Origin of the sequence: Halococcus agarilyticus (assembly GCF_000334895.1) — an archaeon.
GTDB lineage: Archaea > Halobacteriota > Halobacteria > Halobacteriales > Halococcaceae > Halococcus > Halococcus agarilyticus.
Map to the genome: position 1 here is coordinate 1 of NZ_BAFM01000007.1, position 14,764 is coordinate 14,764.

General features: G+C 66.0%; 26 protein-coding genes and 1 tRNA gene. 24 read left to right on the top strand and 3 right to left on the bottom strand.

The window, feature by feature from the left end:
• The 3 genes from TX76_RS17015 to TX76_RS06900 all read right to left on the bottom strand — a co-directional run.
• Positions 1-430, bottom strand: a 430-nt coding sequence (locus tag TX76_RS17015) for an AAA family ATPase (protein WP_154019028.1), incomplete at its 3' end; no start/stop codon positions are given.
• Positions 414-1,028, bottom strand: coding sequence for an AAA family ATPase (locus TX76_RS17545; protein ID WP_154019029.1), 615 nt, complete (start codon positions 1,026-1,028; stop codon positions 414-416). The genes TX76_RS17545 and TX76_RS17015, both read right to left, overlap by 17 nt.
• Positions 1,029-1,051: 23 nt before the next feature.
• Positions 1,052-1,122 (bottom strand) — tRNA-Gly (locus tag TX76_RS06900).
• Between the two features lie 190 nt (positions 1,123-1,312).
• On the opposite strand from TX76_RS06900, the gene TX76_RS06905 reads away from it, so the two are divergent.
• From TX76_RS06905 to TX76_RS07020, 24 genes are read left to right on the top strand one after another with little or no spacing between them, the layout of a single operon-like run.
• Positions 1,313-2,155, top strand: a complete 843-nt coding sequence (locus tag TX76_RS06905; RefSeq protein WP_049900859.1) for a putative RNA uridine N3 methyltransferase — start codon at positions 1,313-1,315, stop codon at positions 2,153-2,155.
• Positions 2,156-2,171: 16 nt separating this feature from the next.
• Positions 2,172-3,185: a 50S ribosomal protein L3 gene (locus TX76_RS06910; RefSeq protein ID WP_049900862.1), complete on the top strand. Its 1,014-nt coding sequence runs from the start codon at positions 2,172-2,174 to the stop codon at positions 3,183-3,185.
• Positions 3,186-3,926 (top strand): 50S ribosomal protein L4, encoded by a 741-nt coding sequence (rpl4p, locus tag TX76_RS06915; protein WP_049900867.1) that lies wholly within the window; start codon positions 3,186-3,188, stop codon positions 3,924-3,926.
• A complete protein-coding gene (locus TX76_RS06920) occupies positions 3,923-4,174 on the top strand; it encodes a 50S ribosomal protein L23 (protein WP_049900870.1) in 252 nt (83 codons plus the stop codon). The genes rpl4p and TX76_RS06920 overlap by 4 nt, the downstream gene beginning before the upstream one ends.
• Before the next feature lie 2 nt (positions 4,175-4,176).
• Positions 4,177-4,890, top strand: coding sequence for a 50S ribosomal protein L2 (locus tag TX76_RS06925; RefSeq protein WP_049900874.1), 714 nt, complete (start codon positions 4,177-4,179; stop codon positions 4,888-4,890).
• 3 nt (positions 4,891-4,893) lie between these two features.
• Positions 4,894-5,316 carry a 30S ribosomal protein S19 gene (locus TX76_RS06930; protein ID WP_005045615.1) on the top strand — a complete coding sequence of 141 codons (423 nt, stop codon included), beginning with the start codon at positions 4,894-4,896 and terminating at the stop codon, positions 5,314-5,316.
• Positions 5,317-5,339: 23 nt separating this feature from the next.
• Positions 5,340-5,816, top strand: a complete 477-nt coding sequence (locus tag TX76_RS06935) for a 50S ribosomal protein L22 (protein WP_049900879.1) — start codon at positions 5,340-5,342, stop codon at positions 5,814-5,816.
• Positions 5,816-6,940 carry a 30S ribosomal protein S3 gene (locus tag TX76_RS06940; RefSeq protein WP_049900883.1) on the top strand — a complete coding sequence of 375 codons (1,125 nt, stop codon included), beginning with the start codon at positions 5,816-5,818 and terminating at the stop codon, positions 6,938-6,940. Before TX76_RS06935 ends, TX76_RS06940 begins: the two co-directional genes overlap by 1 nt.
• Positions 6,940-7,164 carry a 50S ribosomal protein L29 gene (rpmC, locus tag TX76_RS06945; protein ID WP_049900886.1) on the top strand — a complete coding sequence of 75 codons (225 nt, stop codon included), beginning with the start codon at positions 6,940-6,942 and terminating at the stop codon, positions 7,162-7,164. Before TX76_RS06940 ends, rpmC begins: the two co-directional genes overlap by 1 nt.
• Entirely contained in the window at positions 7,164-7,526 is a 363-nt protein-coding gene (locus TX76_RS06950; RefSeq protein WP_049900888.1) for a ribonuclease P protein component 1, read from the top strand. Before rpmC ends, TX76_RS06950 begins: the two co-directional genes overlap by 1 nt.
• Positions 7,517-7,945 carry a 30S ribosomal protein S17 gene (locus tag TX76_RS06955; protein ID WP_049900891.1) on the top strand — a complete coding sequence of 143 codons (429 nt, stop codon included), beginning with the start codon at positions 7,517-7,519 and terminating at the stop codon, positions 7,943-7,945. The genes TX76_RS06950 and TX76_RS06955 overlap by 10 nt, the downstream gene beginning before the upstream one ends.
• On the top strand, positions 7,945-8,343 hold the full coding sequence (locus TX76_RS06960; protein ID WP_006078138.1) for a 50S ribosomal protein L14: 399 nt from the start codon (positions 7,945-7,947) through the stop codon (positions 8,341-8,343). Before TX76_RS06955 ends, TX76_RS06960 begins: the two co-directional genes overlap by 1 nt.
• A 14-nt stretch (positions 8,344-8,357) precedes the next feature.
• On the top strand, positions 8,358-8,714 hold the full coding sequence (gene rplX / locus TX76_RS06965; protein ID WP_049900895.1) for a 50S ribosomal protein L24: 357 nt from the start codon (positions 8,358-8,360) through the stop codon (positions 8,712-8,714).
• Complete coding sequence (locus tag TX76_RS06970) at positions 8,707-9,504, top strand: 30S ribosomal protein S4e (RefSeq protein ID WP_049900899.1); 798 nt, start codon at positions 8,707-8,709, stop codon at positions 9,502-9,504. The genes rplX and TX76_RS06970 overlap by 8 nt, the downstream gene beginning before the upstream one ends.
• Positions 9,501-10,019: a 50S ribosomal protein L5 gene (locus TX76_RS06975; protein WP_049900902.1), complete on the top strand. Its 519-nt coding sequence runs from the start codon at positions 9,501-9,503 to the stop codon at positions 10,017-10,019. The genes TX76_RS06970 and TX76_RS06975 overlap by 4 nt, the downstream gene beginning before the upstream one ends.
• Positions 10,016-10,189, top strand: a complete 174-nt coding sequence (locus TX76_RS06980; RefSeq protein ID WP_006078142.1) for a 30S ribosomal protein S14 — start codon at positions 10,016-10,018, stop codon at positions 10,187-10,189. The genes TX76_RS06975 and TX76_RS06980 overlap by 4 nt, the downstream gene beginning before the upstream one ends.
• Positions 10,186-10,578: a 30S ribosomal protein S8 gene (locus tag TX76_RS06985; RefSeq protein ID WP_049900905.1), complete on the top strand. Its 393-nt coding sequence runs from the start codon at positions 10,186-10,188 to the stop codon at positions 10,576-10,578. The genes TX76_RS06980 and TX76_RS06985 overlap by 4 nt, the downstream gene beginning before the upstream one ends.
• Before the next feature lie 2 nt (positions 10,579-10,580).
• Complete coding sequence (locus tag TX76_RS06990) at positions 10,581-11,129, top strand: 50S ribosomal protein L6 (RefSeq protein ID WP_049900908.1); 549 nt, start codon at positions 10,581-10,583, stop codon at positions 11,127-11,129.
• Positions 11,122-12,084 (top strand): 50S ribosomal protein L32e, encoded by a 963-nt coding sequence (locus tag TX76_RS06995; RefSeq protein WP_049901232.1) that lies wholly within the window; start codon positions 11,122-11,124, stop codon positions 12,082-12,084. The genes TX76_RS06990 and TX76_RS06995 overlap by 8 nt, the downstream gene beginning before the upstream one ends.
• Complete coding sequence (locus TX76_RS07000; protein WP_049900912.1) at positions 12,077-12,538, top strand: 50S ribosomal protein L19e; 462 nt, start codon at positions 12,077-12,079, stop codon at positions 12,536-12,538. Before TX76_RS06995 ends, TX76_RS07000 begins: the two co-directional genes overlap by 8 nt.
• 2 nt (positions 12,539-12,540) lie before the next feature.
• A complete protein-coding gene (locus TX76_RS07005; RefSeq protein ID WP_049900915.1) occupies positions 12,541-13,122 on the top strand; it encodes a 50S ribosomal protein L18 in 582 nt (193 codons plus the stop codon).
• Positions 13,115-13,750 (top strand): 30S ribosomal protein S5, encoded by a 636-nt coding sequence (locus tag TX76_RS07010; protein ID WP_049900918.1) that lies wholly within the window; start codon positions 13,115-13,117, stop codon positions 13,748-13,750. The genes TX76_RS07005 and TX76_RS07010 overlap by 8 nt, the downstream gene beginning before the upstream one ends.
• Complete coding sequence (gene rpmD, locus TX76_RS07015) at positions 13,750-14,214, top strand: 50S ribosomal protein L30 (RefSeq protein ID WP_049900923.1); 465 nt, start codon at positions 13,750-13,752, stop codon at positions 14,212-14,214. The genes TX76_RS07010 and rpmD overlap by 1 nt, the downstream gene beginning before the upstream one ends.
• Positions 14,215-14,239: 25 nt before the next feature.
• Positions 14,240-14,758 carry an uL15m family ribosomal protein gene (locus TX76_RS07020; protein WP_049900925.1) on the top strand — a complete coding sequence of 173 codons (519 nt, stop codon included), beginning with the start codon at positions 14,240-14,242 and terminating at the stop codon, positions 14,756-14,758.
• Positions 14,759-14,764: the final 6 nt, after the last annotated feature.

Below are 14,764 nucleotides of genomic sequence, written 5' to 3' on the forward strand. Positions count from 1 at the left end.
TACGCTCTATGCGAACGATATCTCCTACTTCGCTCTGGTTTACGAATACATCCGAATGAGTTGACACAAGAAGCTGAGGACCGTCATCCCTACTCATTTGTTGAATTGTATCGAAGACTCTCTGTTCAGCTTCAGGATGTAAGTGGAGTTCTGGCTCTTCAACCAGTAGCAGATCTGTATTTTCCGATGCCAAGAATACCTGGGTGAGAAGAACCAGTATTTCCTTCGACCCCGACGATATCTCTTTAGAATTGAATTTCTTTTCAAAAGAACCCTCTTCAACCATTATTGTGAATTCGTTGTTGCTGTCCCCTTCTAAGTGATATTCAACGGTCAGATCAGTGACTCCATCCATAATCTCGACGTACTTCTCAGATATTTTGTTGAAGAGTTCTCGATTAGTGTTGTCAATACTATGGAGAACTTGCACCAGATTTCGGCCGTCTCTCTAGGGATACGTTGTATGGCACTTCCATTATATTCTCTGGCCTTCTAAACGGACCAACAAACTTCCAATTTTCAAATGAATCTTCTATTATGTCGCTGTATGTTCCCTTCAACGTGTTTCCGCTGAAGCTGCTCGAACTATGTTTACTGACTTCACCTAATTCGACACGATCACCGTGATAGTTCACGAAGTATTGTATTGTTGGTCTTTTCCCGTGTTCGATGATCATATCAATTTGCAGTTCAGACAGCCAGTCGTTGGCAGCAAAATTTCTGGAGGTAATACGCGGTTCACTATCGATTTTCTCCATTAGCTGGGAGTGTTCGCTGTCCGAGAGCTCGAATCGCAAACTGATTTGGATTGTATCGTTATCTCTTTTGCCAGTCACAGCACTTCTAAACCAGCTTGATTTTACTTCTTGCCCACGAGACATATAGAGTCGCTGAAAGTCTATAATTGAATCGACTACACCGGACTTCCCGGAATTGTTTTTTCCTATTAGAATGGTTGAGTCTGAGGCAACAAATTCACCCTGTTCTATGCTTTTATAGCCATCAACCTCCCAATGAATAAGTTTCATCTTCGACCCGTGATCAGCAGAAGTGCGCTGGCCGAGATTTGAACTCGGGTTGTGACCATGGCAAGGTCACGTGATACCACTACACTACCAGCGCCCTGCACTCCTTCGTACCCCGGTGAGAGATAAAAGCGTTCCGAACCCGCCCGGCTGTGGCAGTACCCACCGTCGTGGTCGCTCGAATCGCCTGTGAACGCCACACACGCACCGAGCGAAGCGCTACGTTTTTGTAACCCACTACGGTAGAAGCGCTACAGTCTAGTGGCACGGCGCGAAAGCGTCACGGCATGACAGTCAGCCTGCTCGTGCCGTCGTCCCTTTGCCGGGAGGCCGCCGACAAGCGCGAGGCGACCCACAAGGTCGGTCTCGTTGCCCGTGCGGCCACCGTCTTCCGGGTCGACCGCGTTACGATCTTCCCGGATTCCGACGGCGACCGGCGATGGGGCGGCGGGTTCGTTTCCACGGTACTGCGGTACGCCGCGACCGCCCCGTACCTCCGAAAGGAGGCGTGGGGCACGCGGGACGAACTGGAGCAGGTGGGCGTCCTGCCGCCGCTTCGCGCCGTCTCACGGACCGGCTCCGAATCCCAAGGTTCGGGGTCGTCAAGACAGGGAATCGTGACCGAGGTCGGCCCTGATGGACGCGTTCGGGTCAATTGCGGACTGCAACACCCGATCTCGCTGGTCGATCCCACCGACGTGGGACTCGACGAGGGAGAGCGTGTGACCGTCAGGATCTCTTCGCGAGAGCCGGTTCGCGCGCGGATCGTCGACGAGCCCGCACCCGGGTTCGCCGTCGAGCGTGCGGACCTCTCGGCAGCGCTCGGCCGTGAGGACGCCGGGCTCCGGATCGCCACGTCGCGCCACGGTGAGGCGCTCACGACGGAGCGACTCGGGGTGCTGGCCGGACGGGTCGAAGACGGCATGACCGTCGCCTTCGGCGCGCCCGAGCGAGGGCTGCCGGCGATGCTCGGCATCGACGAGGCGTCGGTGGCGAGTGCGGACGAGACCGGGTCGGACCCTGCGGGGTTCGATCGCTGGCTCGACACGGTTCCGAACCAGGGCAGCGAGGTCGTGCGCACCGAAGAAGCGGTGTTCGCCACCCTCGCCTGTCTCACCCTACCGCGATAGCAGGAGGAGAACACATATGGTACAACCAAGCAGACCACGCAAGGGCTCGTTGGGATACGGCCCGCGACAACGCGCGAGTAGCGAAGTCCCGCGCTTCGGCTCGTGGCCCGACGCTGACGGCCAGCCCGGGCTTCAGGGCTTTGCTGGCTACAAAGCCGGCATGAGCCACGTCGTGATGATCGACGACGCGGCGAACTCGCCGCGCGAAGGCATGGAACAGACAGTACCCGTGACGGTGGTCGAGACGCCGCCGATGCGGGCGGTCGCGCTCCGGGCGTACGAGGACACGCCCTACGGGCTCCGACCGTTGACCGAGACGTGGACCGACGAGCCCCACGCCGATCTGGAGCGGGCGCTCGACGTTCCCGAGAGCGGGGGCGACCCCGACGACTTCCGGGCAGCCATCAGTGAGGCCGAGATCGGCGACGTCCGCGCGATCACCCACACGGTTCCGGGCGAGATGGCGAACGTCCCGAAGAAACGCCCCGACGTGATGGAGACCCGGATCGGCGGCGGGAGCGTCGACGATCGGGTCGAGTTCGGACTCGAACTCGTCTCCGGCGGCGGTGAACACAATCTCACCGAGGTGTTCCGCCCCGGCGAGTACATGGACGCCGCCGGCGTCACCAAGGGCAAGGGCACCCAGGGCCCCGTCAAGCGCTGGGGCGTCCAGAAACGGAAGGGCAAACACTTCCGCCAGGGCTACCGCCGACGGATCGGCAACCTCGGCCCGTGGAACCCTTCGAGGGTTCGCTCGACTGTCCCCCAGCAGGGCCAGACGGGCTACCACCAGCGCACCGAGCTCAACAAACGCCTCGTCGACGCCGGCGACGGCGACGAGCCCTCCGTTGACGGCGGGTTCGTCAACTACGGCGAGATCGACGGGCCGTACGCGCTCGTGAAAGGATCGCTCCCCGGTCCGGACCAGCGGCTTCTCCGGTTCCGGCCGGCAATCAGACCAGGCGACCAGCCGCGCCTCGATCCCGAGGTCCGGTACGTCTCGACGGCATCGAACCAGGGGCAAGGATAAATGAACGCAACAGTCTACGACACCGACGGCGGCGAGGCGGGCGAGGTCGACCTCCCCACGATATTCGAGACGCCGTACCGGCCCGACCTGATCGGCGATGCGGTGCGCGCCGCGCAGGCGAACCGCACCCAGGCGACCGGTGCCGACGACTACGCCGGGATGCGGACGCCCGCCGAGTCACAGGGCAGCGGTCGCGGCATGGCCCACGTTCCCCGATCGAACGGCCAGGGCCGCCGCGTCCCCCAGACCGTGGGCGGCCGGAAGGCTCACCCGCCGAAAGAGGAGAAGGACAGCTCGAAACAGATCAACACGAAGGAACGAAAGCTCGCCACCCGGAGCGCGATCGCGGCGACCGCCGACGCCGAACAGGTGGCCGACCGTGGCCACGACTTCGACGATCTCGAGCTCCCGCTCGTGGTGAGCGACGAGTTCGAAGAGCTCGTGAAGACCCAGGAGGTCGTCTCGCTGCTCGAAGCGCTCGGCGTCCACGACGACATCGAGCGCGCCGAGGACAAGCGGATCCGCGCGGGACGCGGGACGACGCGTGGCCGGAAGTACAAGCGGCCGTCGTCGATCCTGTTCGTCACGAGCGACGAACCCTCGCGCGCGGCGCGAAACCTCGCGGGAGCGGACGTCGCCACCGCACGAGAGGTCAACACCGAGGACCTCGCGCCGGGCGCACAGGGCGGTCGGCTGACGATCTGGACCGAGAGCGCCATCGAGGAGGTGGCCGATCGATGAGTTCGATCCGCTACCCCCACGTCACCGAGAAGGCGATGAACGAGATGGACTACCGGAACAAGCTCCAGTTCATGGTCTCGATCGACGCGACGAAACCCGAGATCGCCGAGGAGATCGAGGAGCGCTTCGACGTCTCGATCGTCGACGTCACCACGCAGGTGACGCCGAACGGCGAGAAGAAAGCCACCGTCAAACTCAGCGAGGACGACGACGCGGACGAAGTCGCCTCGCGCATCGGGGTGTTCTGAACATGGGACGACGAATTCAAGGACAGCGCCGGGGTCGGGGCGGCCCGACGTTCCGCGCGCCATCCCACCGATACAAGGCCGACCTGTCGCACCGATCGACCGAAGAGGGCGACCTGATTGCCGGCACGGTCGTCGACATCGAGCACGACCCCGCCCGGAGCGCACCCGTGGCGGCGATCGAGTTCGACGACGGCGACCAGCGCCTCGTGCTCGCGCCGGAAGGCATCGGCGTGGGCGAGGAGATCCAGGTCGGCGTCTCGGCCGAGATCAAGCCGGGCAACACGCTCCCGCTCGCCGAGATCCCCGAAGGGGTCCCGGTGTGTAACGTCGAGAGCCAGCCTGGCGACGGCGGGAAGTTCGCCCGCGCGTCGGGCGTGAACGCCCAGCTCATCACCCACGACCGCCGCGCGGCGGTCGTCGAACTGCCGAGCGACGAGGTGAAGCGCCTCGATCCGCAGTGTCGCGCCACGATCGGCGTGGTCGCGGGCGGCGGCCGTACCGAAAAGCCGTTCGTGAAGGCAGGCAACAAGCATCACAAGATGCGCGCACGCGGGACGAAGTACCCACGGGTGCGCGGCGTCGCGATGAACGCCATCGACCACCCGTTCGGCGGTGGCGGTCGCCAGCACCCCGGGAAACCGAAAAGCGTCTCGCGTGACGCGCCGCCCGGCCGGAAGGTCGGCGACATCGCCAGCAAGCGGACCGGGAGGAAGTGACTCATGAGTTCGGACTACAGAACCGGTCGCGAGGGCGAGTTCACCTACCGCGGCCACACGGTCGAGGAGCTACAGGAGATGGACCGAGAGGCGGTCGCGGAGCTGCTACCCGCACGCCTGCGCCGCACCATCGAGCGCGGCCTCTCGGTCGAACAGGAACAGCTGATCGAGGAGGCCGCCGAAAGCGGCACCGAGGAGACCGCGAACGATCCGATCAGGACGCACCTGCGCGACATGCCGGTGCTGCCCGCGTTCGTCAACAAGACGTTCGCGGTTCACAACGGCCAGGAGTTCGAGCGGGTCCGCGTCGAGCCAGAGATGCTCGGCCATTACCTGGGCGAGTTCCAGCTCACCCGGACCTCGGTCGAGCACGGCCAGGCGGGGATCGGCGCGACACGCTCCTCGAAGTTCGTGCCGCTCAAATGATGGAGGATTAGAGTACTACCGCAATGGGAATCAGTTACAGCGTGGACGCGGACCCCGAGCGAACGGCGAAAGCCATGCTCCGGGAGCGCCACATGAGCCACAAGCACAGCAAGGAGATCGCCCGAGAGCTGAAGGGCCAGACCGTCGCCGACGCACGCGAGTACCTCGAGAGCGTGATCGCGGGCGACCGGTCGGTTCCCTTCCGCTCACACAACTCGGGCGTCGGGCATCGCAGCGACATCGACGGCTGGGACGCCGGTCGCTACCCCGAGAAGGCCTCGAAGGCCTTCCTCGACCTGCTCGAAAACGTCGGCGCGAACGCCGAACACCAGGGGTTCGAGCCCGATCCGATGACGATCAAACACGTCGCCGCCCACAAGATCGGCGAAGTGCAGGGCCGCAAGCCCCGGGCGATGGGCCGCGCGAGCGCGTGGAACACGCCCGAGGTCGACGTCGAGCTGATCGTCGAAGAACCCGACGAGGAGGAGGGTGAGAACTGATGGGCTCCGAACAGACGTTCATCGAGGACGGGATGCAGCGGACCCAGATCGACGAGTTCTTCGGCGACGAGCTGGAGCGCGCCGGCTACGGTGGGATGGACCTCGCCAAGACCCCGATGGGGACCCAGATCGTGCTCCGCGCCGAGAAACCCGGCATGGTGATCGGGAAGGGTGGGAAGAACATCCGGAAGATCACGACCCAGCTCGAAGAGCGCTTCGACCTCGACGATCCCCAGATCGACGTTCAGGAGGTCGACGAACCCGACCTCAACGCCCAGATCGTCGCGGACCGGCTGGGCAACGCCCTCGAACGTGGCTGGTACTTCCGGAAGGCGGGCCACACCACGATCGACCGGATCATGGACGCGGGCGCGCGCGGTGCGGAGATCACCCTCAACGGGAAGGTGACGGGTGCACGCTCGCGCAACGAGAAGTTCAACCGGGGCTACATCAAGCACAACGGCGAGCCCGCCCAGAGCATCGTCGACCGCGGCGACGGCGTCGCGGTGATGAAGCTCGGGACGATCGGCGTCACCGTCAGAATCATCCCGCCGGACGCGGAGCTGCCCGACGACTTCCGCATCCAGGAGGACGTCGACACCAGCGTGCTCGAACCCGAAGAGGTCGAGGGCGACGACGTCGAGGAACTCCTCAGTGGCGAGGGCGAGGCCGACGAGCCGGTCGCCGGTCCCGACGAGTCCGAGAGCGACGAGGACTTCGAGGTGACGGAGACACCCCCCGAAGGTGACGCGGACGCCACCGAGGCCGGGGCCGAGGAGATCATCGAGGAGGAGATCGAAGGGGAGCAGGGTGCGGCCGAGACTTCGCCGGACGAGCCCGCCGAGGCGGGCGAGGACATCGACGAGGAGCTCTCCGAGGAGACCGACGCCGCGGCCGAGGCGATCCTCGATGAGATGGACGACGCCGAGGCCGGTGCGGACCTCACCGTCATCGACGGCGTGGGCGACGCGAAGGCCGACGCGCTGATCGAGTCGGGCTTCGAGTCGGTCGCGGACGTGCGCGCGGCCAGCGAGGACGATCTCGCCGAGGCCGAAGGCGTCGGCCCGGCGTTCGCCGAACGCATCAAGGAGGGCGCAGAGGAGTTCGACGGAGGTGACGCCTGATGGCGATCCTCCACGCTGCGGAGATGCGCGACATGACGCCTGCCGAGCGCGAGGCCGAACTCGAGGAGCTCGAAACCGAGCTGCTCAACACCCGGGCTGTGCAGGCCGCCGGTGGTGCACCCGAAAACCCCGGCCGGATCGGTGAACTCCGACGCACGATCGCGCGACTCAAAACGATCAGAAACGAAGAGGGCGACCTCGACGGGGATGAGGGGACCGCCTGATGGCGCTCACTCCCGCAACGCTCGCGCGACATGAACTCTGCGGCCTGCACGCGCGGGTCGCGACGGCCGACAACCCGGCTCTCGACGGTATCGAGGGGCGGGTCGTACGGGAAACGGAGAACACGCTGTCGGTCGAGACGGATTCGACGGACGACAGTGGGACCACACCGGCCGCAAAGCAGGTGCCGAAGGCGGGCGCGACGTTCGAGTTCGCACTCGGCGGCGAGTCGGTCGCCCCGACGGACATCACCCCGGCCGACCCCGAAGCAGCCGAGACCGTCCACGTGACGGTCGAGGGCGAGCGGCTGGTCGCGACACCGGCCCGCCGCACCGAACGGAGCAGTGATTCGACATGGCGCTAGGATTGAACGTCGACGAACCCGAGACGACCTGCGATGACCCGAACTGTCCGTTCCACGGCACGGTCTCCGTGCGCGGCGGAACGGTCGACGGGATGGTCGCCTCGACGGAGATGCACAGATCGGTGATCGTCGAACGCGAGTACGACGTCACAGTACCGAAGTACGACCGGAAGATGAAACGGCGCTCGCGCACCCCCGCGCACGCGCCCGACTGTCTCGATCTCTCGGTCGGCGACGCGGTCCGGATCGCCGAGACCCGGCCGCTCTCGAAGACCAAGGCCCACGTCGTGGTCGGCACGCTCGACACGACCCGGGACCTCGGCGCGAGCAGCCTCTCGGGGCCCTCCGATCCCGAATCGGAAGTCGCCCTCGACGAGATCGAGAGCACGTCGGCCGAGGAGTCGGGAGGTGACGCCTGATGGAGGCGCTCGCCGCCGACGTCACGCAGGGTCTCGAAAAGGGATCGCTCGTGACGTGTGCCGACAACACGGGCGCGCGCGAGCTGAAGGTCATCAGCGTGTCGGGCTACTCCGGCACGAAGAACCGCCACCCGAAGGCGGGTCTCGGCGACAAGGTGTCGGTCTCGGTGACCAAGGGCACCCCCGAGATGCGCCGCCAGGTGCTCGAAGCCGTGATCGTCCGCCAGCGCAAGCCGATCCGACGACCCGACGGCACCCGCGTGAAGTTCGAGGACAACGCCGCCGTGGTCGTCGACGAGAACGAGGACCCCCGCGGAACCGAACTCCGCGGGCCCGTCGCACGCGAAGTCGCCGAGCGCTTCGGCTCGATCGCGAGCGCGGCCACGATGATCGTTTAGGAGTACGAACACAGATGAGCAAACAACCACACAAACAACGGACACGAACGGAGCGCGCACCGCTCCACGAGAAGCATCGCCAGGTCCGTGCGACGCTCGCTGAGGATCTCCGCGAGGACTATGGGAAACGGAACGCCCGGGTCAACGAGGGCGACACCGTCGAGGTCCTCCGCGGCGACTTCGCCGGCGAGGAGGAAGACGTCGTGCGCGTCGACCTGAAGGACGCGACCGTCCACGTCGAGGACGTCACGACCGAGACCGCCGACGGCGAGGAGGTCGCCCGACCGCTCGACGCGAGCAACCTTCGGATCACCGACCTCGATCTCGAGGACGACCGGCGCGAGGAGCGCCTGGAGGCCGACGATGAGTAAGCACCAGAAGCGCCTCTCGGTGCCGAACTCGTGGCCCGTCGAGCGCAAGACCGAGACGTTCACCGTGAAGGCGGGCGCGGGCCCGCACGGCGAGAGCGGCGTCCCGCTGCTCGTCGTGTTGCGCGACGTGCTCGGCTACGTCGACTCCCGGAAGGAGGCGCGCTACGCGCTGAACCAGGGCTCGGTGCTCGTGAACGGCGACGCGCTCGACGACGAGGAGCGCCCGATCGGGATGTTCGACATCCTGGAGTTCGACGAGCGGAACGAACACTACCGGGTGTTCCCCGACGAGGGCGGTCGGCTCGCGCTGACGCCGATCGACGCCGCGGACGCGGACTCGAAGCTCGGCAAGATCGAGGGCAAACAGCAGGTCCCCGGTGGTGCAACGCAGCTCGCGCTCCACGACGGCCGCACCCTCGAAATCGACGACGCGAGCGAGTACGCCGGCAGTGACTCGATCGTGGTCGACGAGGACGACGAAATCCTCGCACACTTCCCCTACGAGGAGGGCGCGCTGGTGACCGCAGTCGAGGGTCGCCACGCCGGCGAGGTCGGCGAGATCGACGACATCCAGGTCACGCCGGGCAGCTCGTCGAACAACGTCACCGTCACCCAAGCGAACGGCGACGGGTTCGAGACGGTCGCAGAGTACGTGGTCGTTATCGACGAGAACTTCGTCGACGACGAGGCCACGGACGACGCCGGCGAGACCGCGGACGACGCGGACACGGCGGCGGACGACGAGGCCGAAGCGGACGACGACGCTGACGACGGAGGTGACGACGAATGAGCGAAGCCGCGGAGTTCCACGCGATGCGCGAGCCCGTGGTCGAGAAGGTCGTCGTCCACATGGGCGTCGGCGAGGGTGGTCGCGAGCTCGCGAACGCCGAGGAGATCCTCGAGGCCGTCACCGGCCAGGAGAGCGTGCGGACGCGCGCCCGGGCGACCGAGCCCGAGTTCGACATCCGCGAGGGCGACCCGATCGGCGCGAAGGTCACCCTTCGCGGCGAGACCGCCGAGTCGTTCCTCGACACCGCGCTCGACCTCGCGGACGTCTCACGCACCCAGTTCGACCAGACCGGCAACGTGAGCTTCGGGATCGCCGAACACACCGAGTTCCCCGACCAGGAGTACGACCCGAACGTCGGGATCTACGGCCTCGACGTCACGGTCAACCTCAACCGACCCGGCGCACGGGTGAAACGACGGAACAAGGCCACGCGCCAGCTGCCGAGCCGTCACCGGCTCGACGTCGAGGACGCAATCGCGTTCCTCGAGAACGAATTCGACGTGGAGGTACAATGAGCGAGAGCGAAACCGACACCGGCGAACACGCGACGAAGCGAACAGGTCAGTTGGAGGACTGCCAGCGCTGCGGGCGCAAGCAGGGCCTCGTCGGGAAGTACGACATCTGGCTCTGCCGACAGTGCTTCCGCGAGATCGCCCGCGGCATGGGATTCAGGAAGTACAAATGACGAACAACGATCCGCTTGCAGACGCTTTGTCGGGGCTCGACAACGCCGGCCGCGTCGGCAAGCTCAATCTGACCGTACAGCCCGCCTCGAACACGATCGGCTCGGTGCTGGAAGTCATCTACGACCGGGGCTACATCGACGGCTTCGAGTTCGTGGAGGACGGCCGGGCCGGCGAGTTCGAGGTCGAACTCAGCGGCGCGATCAACCGCTGTGGCGTCGTCAAACCCCGCTACTCCGCGGGGGCCGACGAGTTCGAGAAGTGGGAGAAGCGGTTCCTCCCGGCTCGGGACTACGGCACGCTGATCGTGACGACGAGCCACGGCGTGATGAGCCACTACGAGGCCAGAGAGCAGGGTCTCGGTGGCGAGGTGCTCGCGTACGTCTACTGACAATGACAGAACAACGACTCCAGATCCCGGACGACGTAACCGTCGAAGTCGATCGCTTCGACGTCACGGTCTCCGGTCCAGAAGGCAACGTCACGCGACGGCTGTGGTTCCCGAACGTCTCCATCAGTGTCGAGGATAGCGAGGTCGTGATCGCGAGCGACGCCGACGACGCGAAGACGACCGCGACGACGACCACGTTCCGGAGCCACATCGCGAACGCCATCCACGGCGTGCGCGAGGGGTGGACCTACGAGATGGAAGTGTTCTACTCGCACTTCCCGATGCAGGTCCGCGCCGAGGACGGCGACGTCGTGATCCAGAACTTCCTCGGCGAGAAAGCGCCGCGCCGGACGCCGGTCCACGGCGACACCGAGGTCGAGATCGACGACGAACGAGTCACGCTCTCCGGGCCGAACAAGGAGGACGTGGGCCAGACTGCCGCGGACATCGAACAGCTCACCCGCGTCAGCGGCAAGGACACGCGAGTGTTCCAGGACGGTGTGTACATCACCGAGAAACCCCAGAAGGCGGAGGTGAGTGCCGATGGCTGACGAGGGGTTCGAGTACCCGGCCGACGACCTCACGGCGATCGACGGGATCGGCGAGGAGAAGGCCGACGACCTTCAGGAAGCGGGCTACGAGACGGTCGACGACCTGCGCGACGCCGATCAGGACGACCTCGCGGAGGTCGAAGGAGTCGGCAACGCGCTCGCCGCGCGGATCAAGGCCGACGTCGACGAACTCGACGTCGACGACGAGGCTGCGGAAGCCGACGACGAAACCGATGGTGAGGACGAAGCCGACGACGGGACCGACGAGGTTCCGGACGACCTCACCGACGTCAGCGGCGTCGGCGACGCGAAGGCCGACACGCTGCGCGAGGCTGGCTTCGAGTCCGTCGAGGACCTTCGCCGGGCCGAGCAGTCGGAACTCGCGGAGATCGAGGGGATCGGCAACGCGCTCGCCGCGCGGATCAAGGCCGACGTCGGCGGGCTCGAAGTCGCCGAGGAGACCGAGACCGAGGTCGAAGACGAGACCGAACCCGAGGAGGACGTCGAGACGGAGCTCCGTCCACGCGGTCTCGCCGACAAGACGCCCGAGCTCGACGAGGAGGAGAACCGACTGCTCGCGGGGCGTCGGCGCGACTCGGGACCGGCGTTCGACCGGCAGAACCACCACATGAAGAAGCGAGTCTCGACCTCGTGGCGACGACCCACCGGAACGCTCTCGAAGCAGCGCCGGGGCGTCAAGGGCAAGGGCGCGACCGTCGAGGCGGGCTATCGGACCGCGAAGCCGGTTCGAGGCCGCCATCCGAGCGGGTTCGAGGAGGTCCGTGTGGAGAACACGGACGATCTGGAGGGCGTCGACGGCGACACCGAAGCGGTGCGGATCGGGTCGTCGGTCGGCGGCCGGAAGCGCGAACGCATCGAGGAGCAAGCGGAGGACGACGGGATCAGAGTACTGAACCCGACCTACGTCGAAGTCGAGGTGAACGGAGATGACTGATCTGACCGCACAGCGACGCCTGGCCGCGGACGTCCTCGACGTCGGGAAGAACCGTGTCTGGTTCGACCCCGACGCCCAGGGCGAGATCGCGGAGGCGATCACCCGCGAGGACATCCGCGAGCAGATCGCCAACGGAACAATCGAATCGAAGGACGCGAAGTCGAACTCCCGAGGCCGCGCGCGCGAACGCGAGGCGAAACGCGCCGCCGGCCACCGCAGCGGCCCCGGCACGCGGAAGGGGACCGCCGGAGCCCGCGAGGACCGCAAGGACGCGTGGGTCTCGCGGATCCGCGCCCAGCGCCGCCGGCTGAAGGAGCTGCGCGCCGACGGGACGCTCGATCGAACCCAGTACCGCGCGCTCTACGACAAGGCGGGCGGCGGCGAGTTCGACAGCGTCGACAGGCTAGAGACGTTCGCCACGAACGAGTACGACGTCGATATCGAGGAGGAATAAGTATGGCAACAGGACCACGATACAACGTTCCGATGCGCCGCCGGCGCGAGGTCCGGACGGATTACCATCAGCGGTTGCGCCTGTTGAAATCAGGCAAACCCCGACTGGTTGCTCGCAAGAGCAACCGCCACGTCAGGGCGCAGCTGGTGACTCCCGGCCCCGACGGCGACGAAACGCACGCGAGCGCGAGCTCCGGCGACCTCGCCGAGTACGGCTGGGAGGCTCCCACCGGGAACCTTCCCAGTGCCTATCTCACGGGGTTGCTCGCGGGGCTGCGCGCGCGAGACACCGATGTCGACGAGGCAGTGCTCGACATCGGCCTCAACACCGCGACGCCCGGCAACAAGGTGTTCGCGATCCAGGAGGGCGCGATCGATGCTGGACTCCGCGTTCCGCACAACGAATCGGTGTTCGCGGACTGGTCGCGCACCAGCGGCGAGCACGTCGCGGAGTACGCCGAGAACCGGGACGAACAGCTGTACTCCGGCGAGTTCGACGCGACCGAGCTGCCGGCACACTTCGAGGAGGTACGTCAGGACATCATGGACGCATTCGACCACGAGCTTGGAGGCACCGATGAGTAGACGCGGCTGGGAGCCGCGCACGCGGCTCGGCAAGCAGGTCGCAGAAGAGGAGATCACCACGATGGAGGAGGCGCTGAACTCGGGCCTCCCGCTGAAGGAGCCCGAGATCACCGACCAGCTCCTCCCCGGGCTCGAGGACGACGTCCTCGACATCAACATGGTTCAGCGGATGACCGACTCCGGGCGGCGAGTCAAGTTCCGGTGTGTGGTCGCGATCGGCAATCGTGATGGGTACGTCGGCTACGCCGAAGGCCGCGACGACCAGGTGGGCTCGGCGATTCAGAAGGCGATCGGGATCGCGAAGCTCAACGTCGTCAACGTCTCGCGGGGCTGTGGCTCGTGGGAGTGTGGCTGCGGCCGCCCCCACACCGTTGCGCTCCGCACCAGCGGGAAGGCGGGCAGCGTCGAGGTCGAGCTCCGGCCCGCACCGCGCGGGCTCGGGCTCGCGGGCGGGGAGACCGTCCGCTCGGTGCTCGAACTCGCCGGGATCGAGGACATCTGGACGCGTTCGTCGGGGACGACCCGGACGACGGTGAACTTCGCGAAGGCGACGTTCAACGCGCTCCGGGCGACCGGCGAGGCCAGAGTCCCCAAAGAAACCCGCCGCAAGCGGGAGGTGATCGAGTGATGCAAGCGCTCGTCCAGCTCCGCGGCGAGGTCAACATGAGCCAGGAAGTTCGTGATACGCTCTCGATGCTCAACGTCCACAGCACCAACCACTGTGCGCTGGTGCCCGAGACCGACACGTATCGGGGGATGATCACGAAGGTCAACGACTACGTGGCCTACGGCGAGCCGAGCCAGGCGGTGCTCGAACGCACTCTCAGCACGCGGGCCGAGCCTGCAGAGGGAACAGGCGAAATCGACGACGAGTGGGTCGGCGAGAACACCGACTACGACGACCTCGCGGGGCTCGCGGCGGCGCTGCTCGACGAGGAGACCACGCTGCGGGAGGCGGGGCTCGCCCCCGCGCTTCGGCTCCACCCGCCGCGCGGCGGCCACGACGGCGTCAAACACCCGACGCCGGAGGGCGGCGAGCTCGGCAAGCACGACACCGACGGCATCGATGCGCTGCTGACGGCGATGCGGTAATCACGCGGTTCACACGATCACGACAATGACAAGCAAGAAACGACGCCAGCGCGGGTCGCGCACCCACGGCGGCGGCTCCCACAAGAACCGACGCGGGGCCGGCCACCGGGGCGGGCGCGGACGTGCGGGGCGTGACGATCACGAGTTCCACAACTACGGACCGCTCGGCAAACACGGGTTCGACCGCCCGGAGAAGGTCAAGGAGGAGATCCACACGATCGACGTGCGCGAACTCGACGAGGACGCGGCGCTGTACGCCGCCGAGGACCTCGCCGAGGACACCGACGACGGCTACCGACTCGACGCGCGTGACGTCGTCGAGGACGGGCACGAGGCCGACGTCGTGAAGGTGCTCGGCGGCGGCCAGGTCCGCCAGGCGCTGTCGGTGACCGCCGACGCGTTTTCGGATAGCGCCCGCGACCTGCTCGACGAGGCGGGTGGCGAGGCCGTTCTGAGCGATCGCGGGGAGGAACGGCTCGCCGACGCGGAGGACGACACCGACGACGAGGACTCGGACGAAGAAGCTACAAGCGCGGAGTCCTGAGGTCGC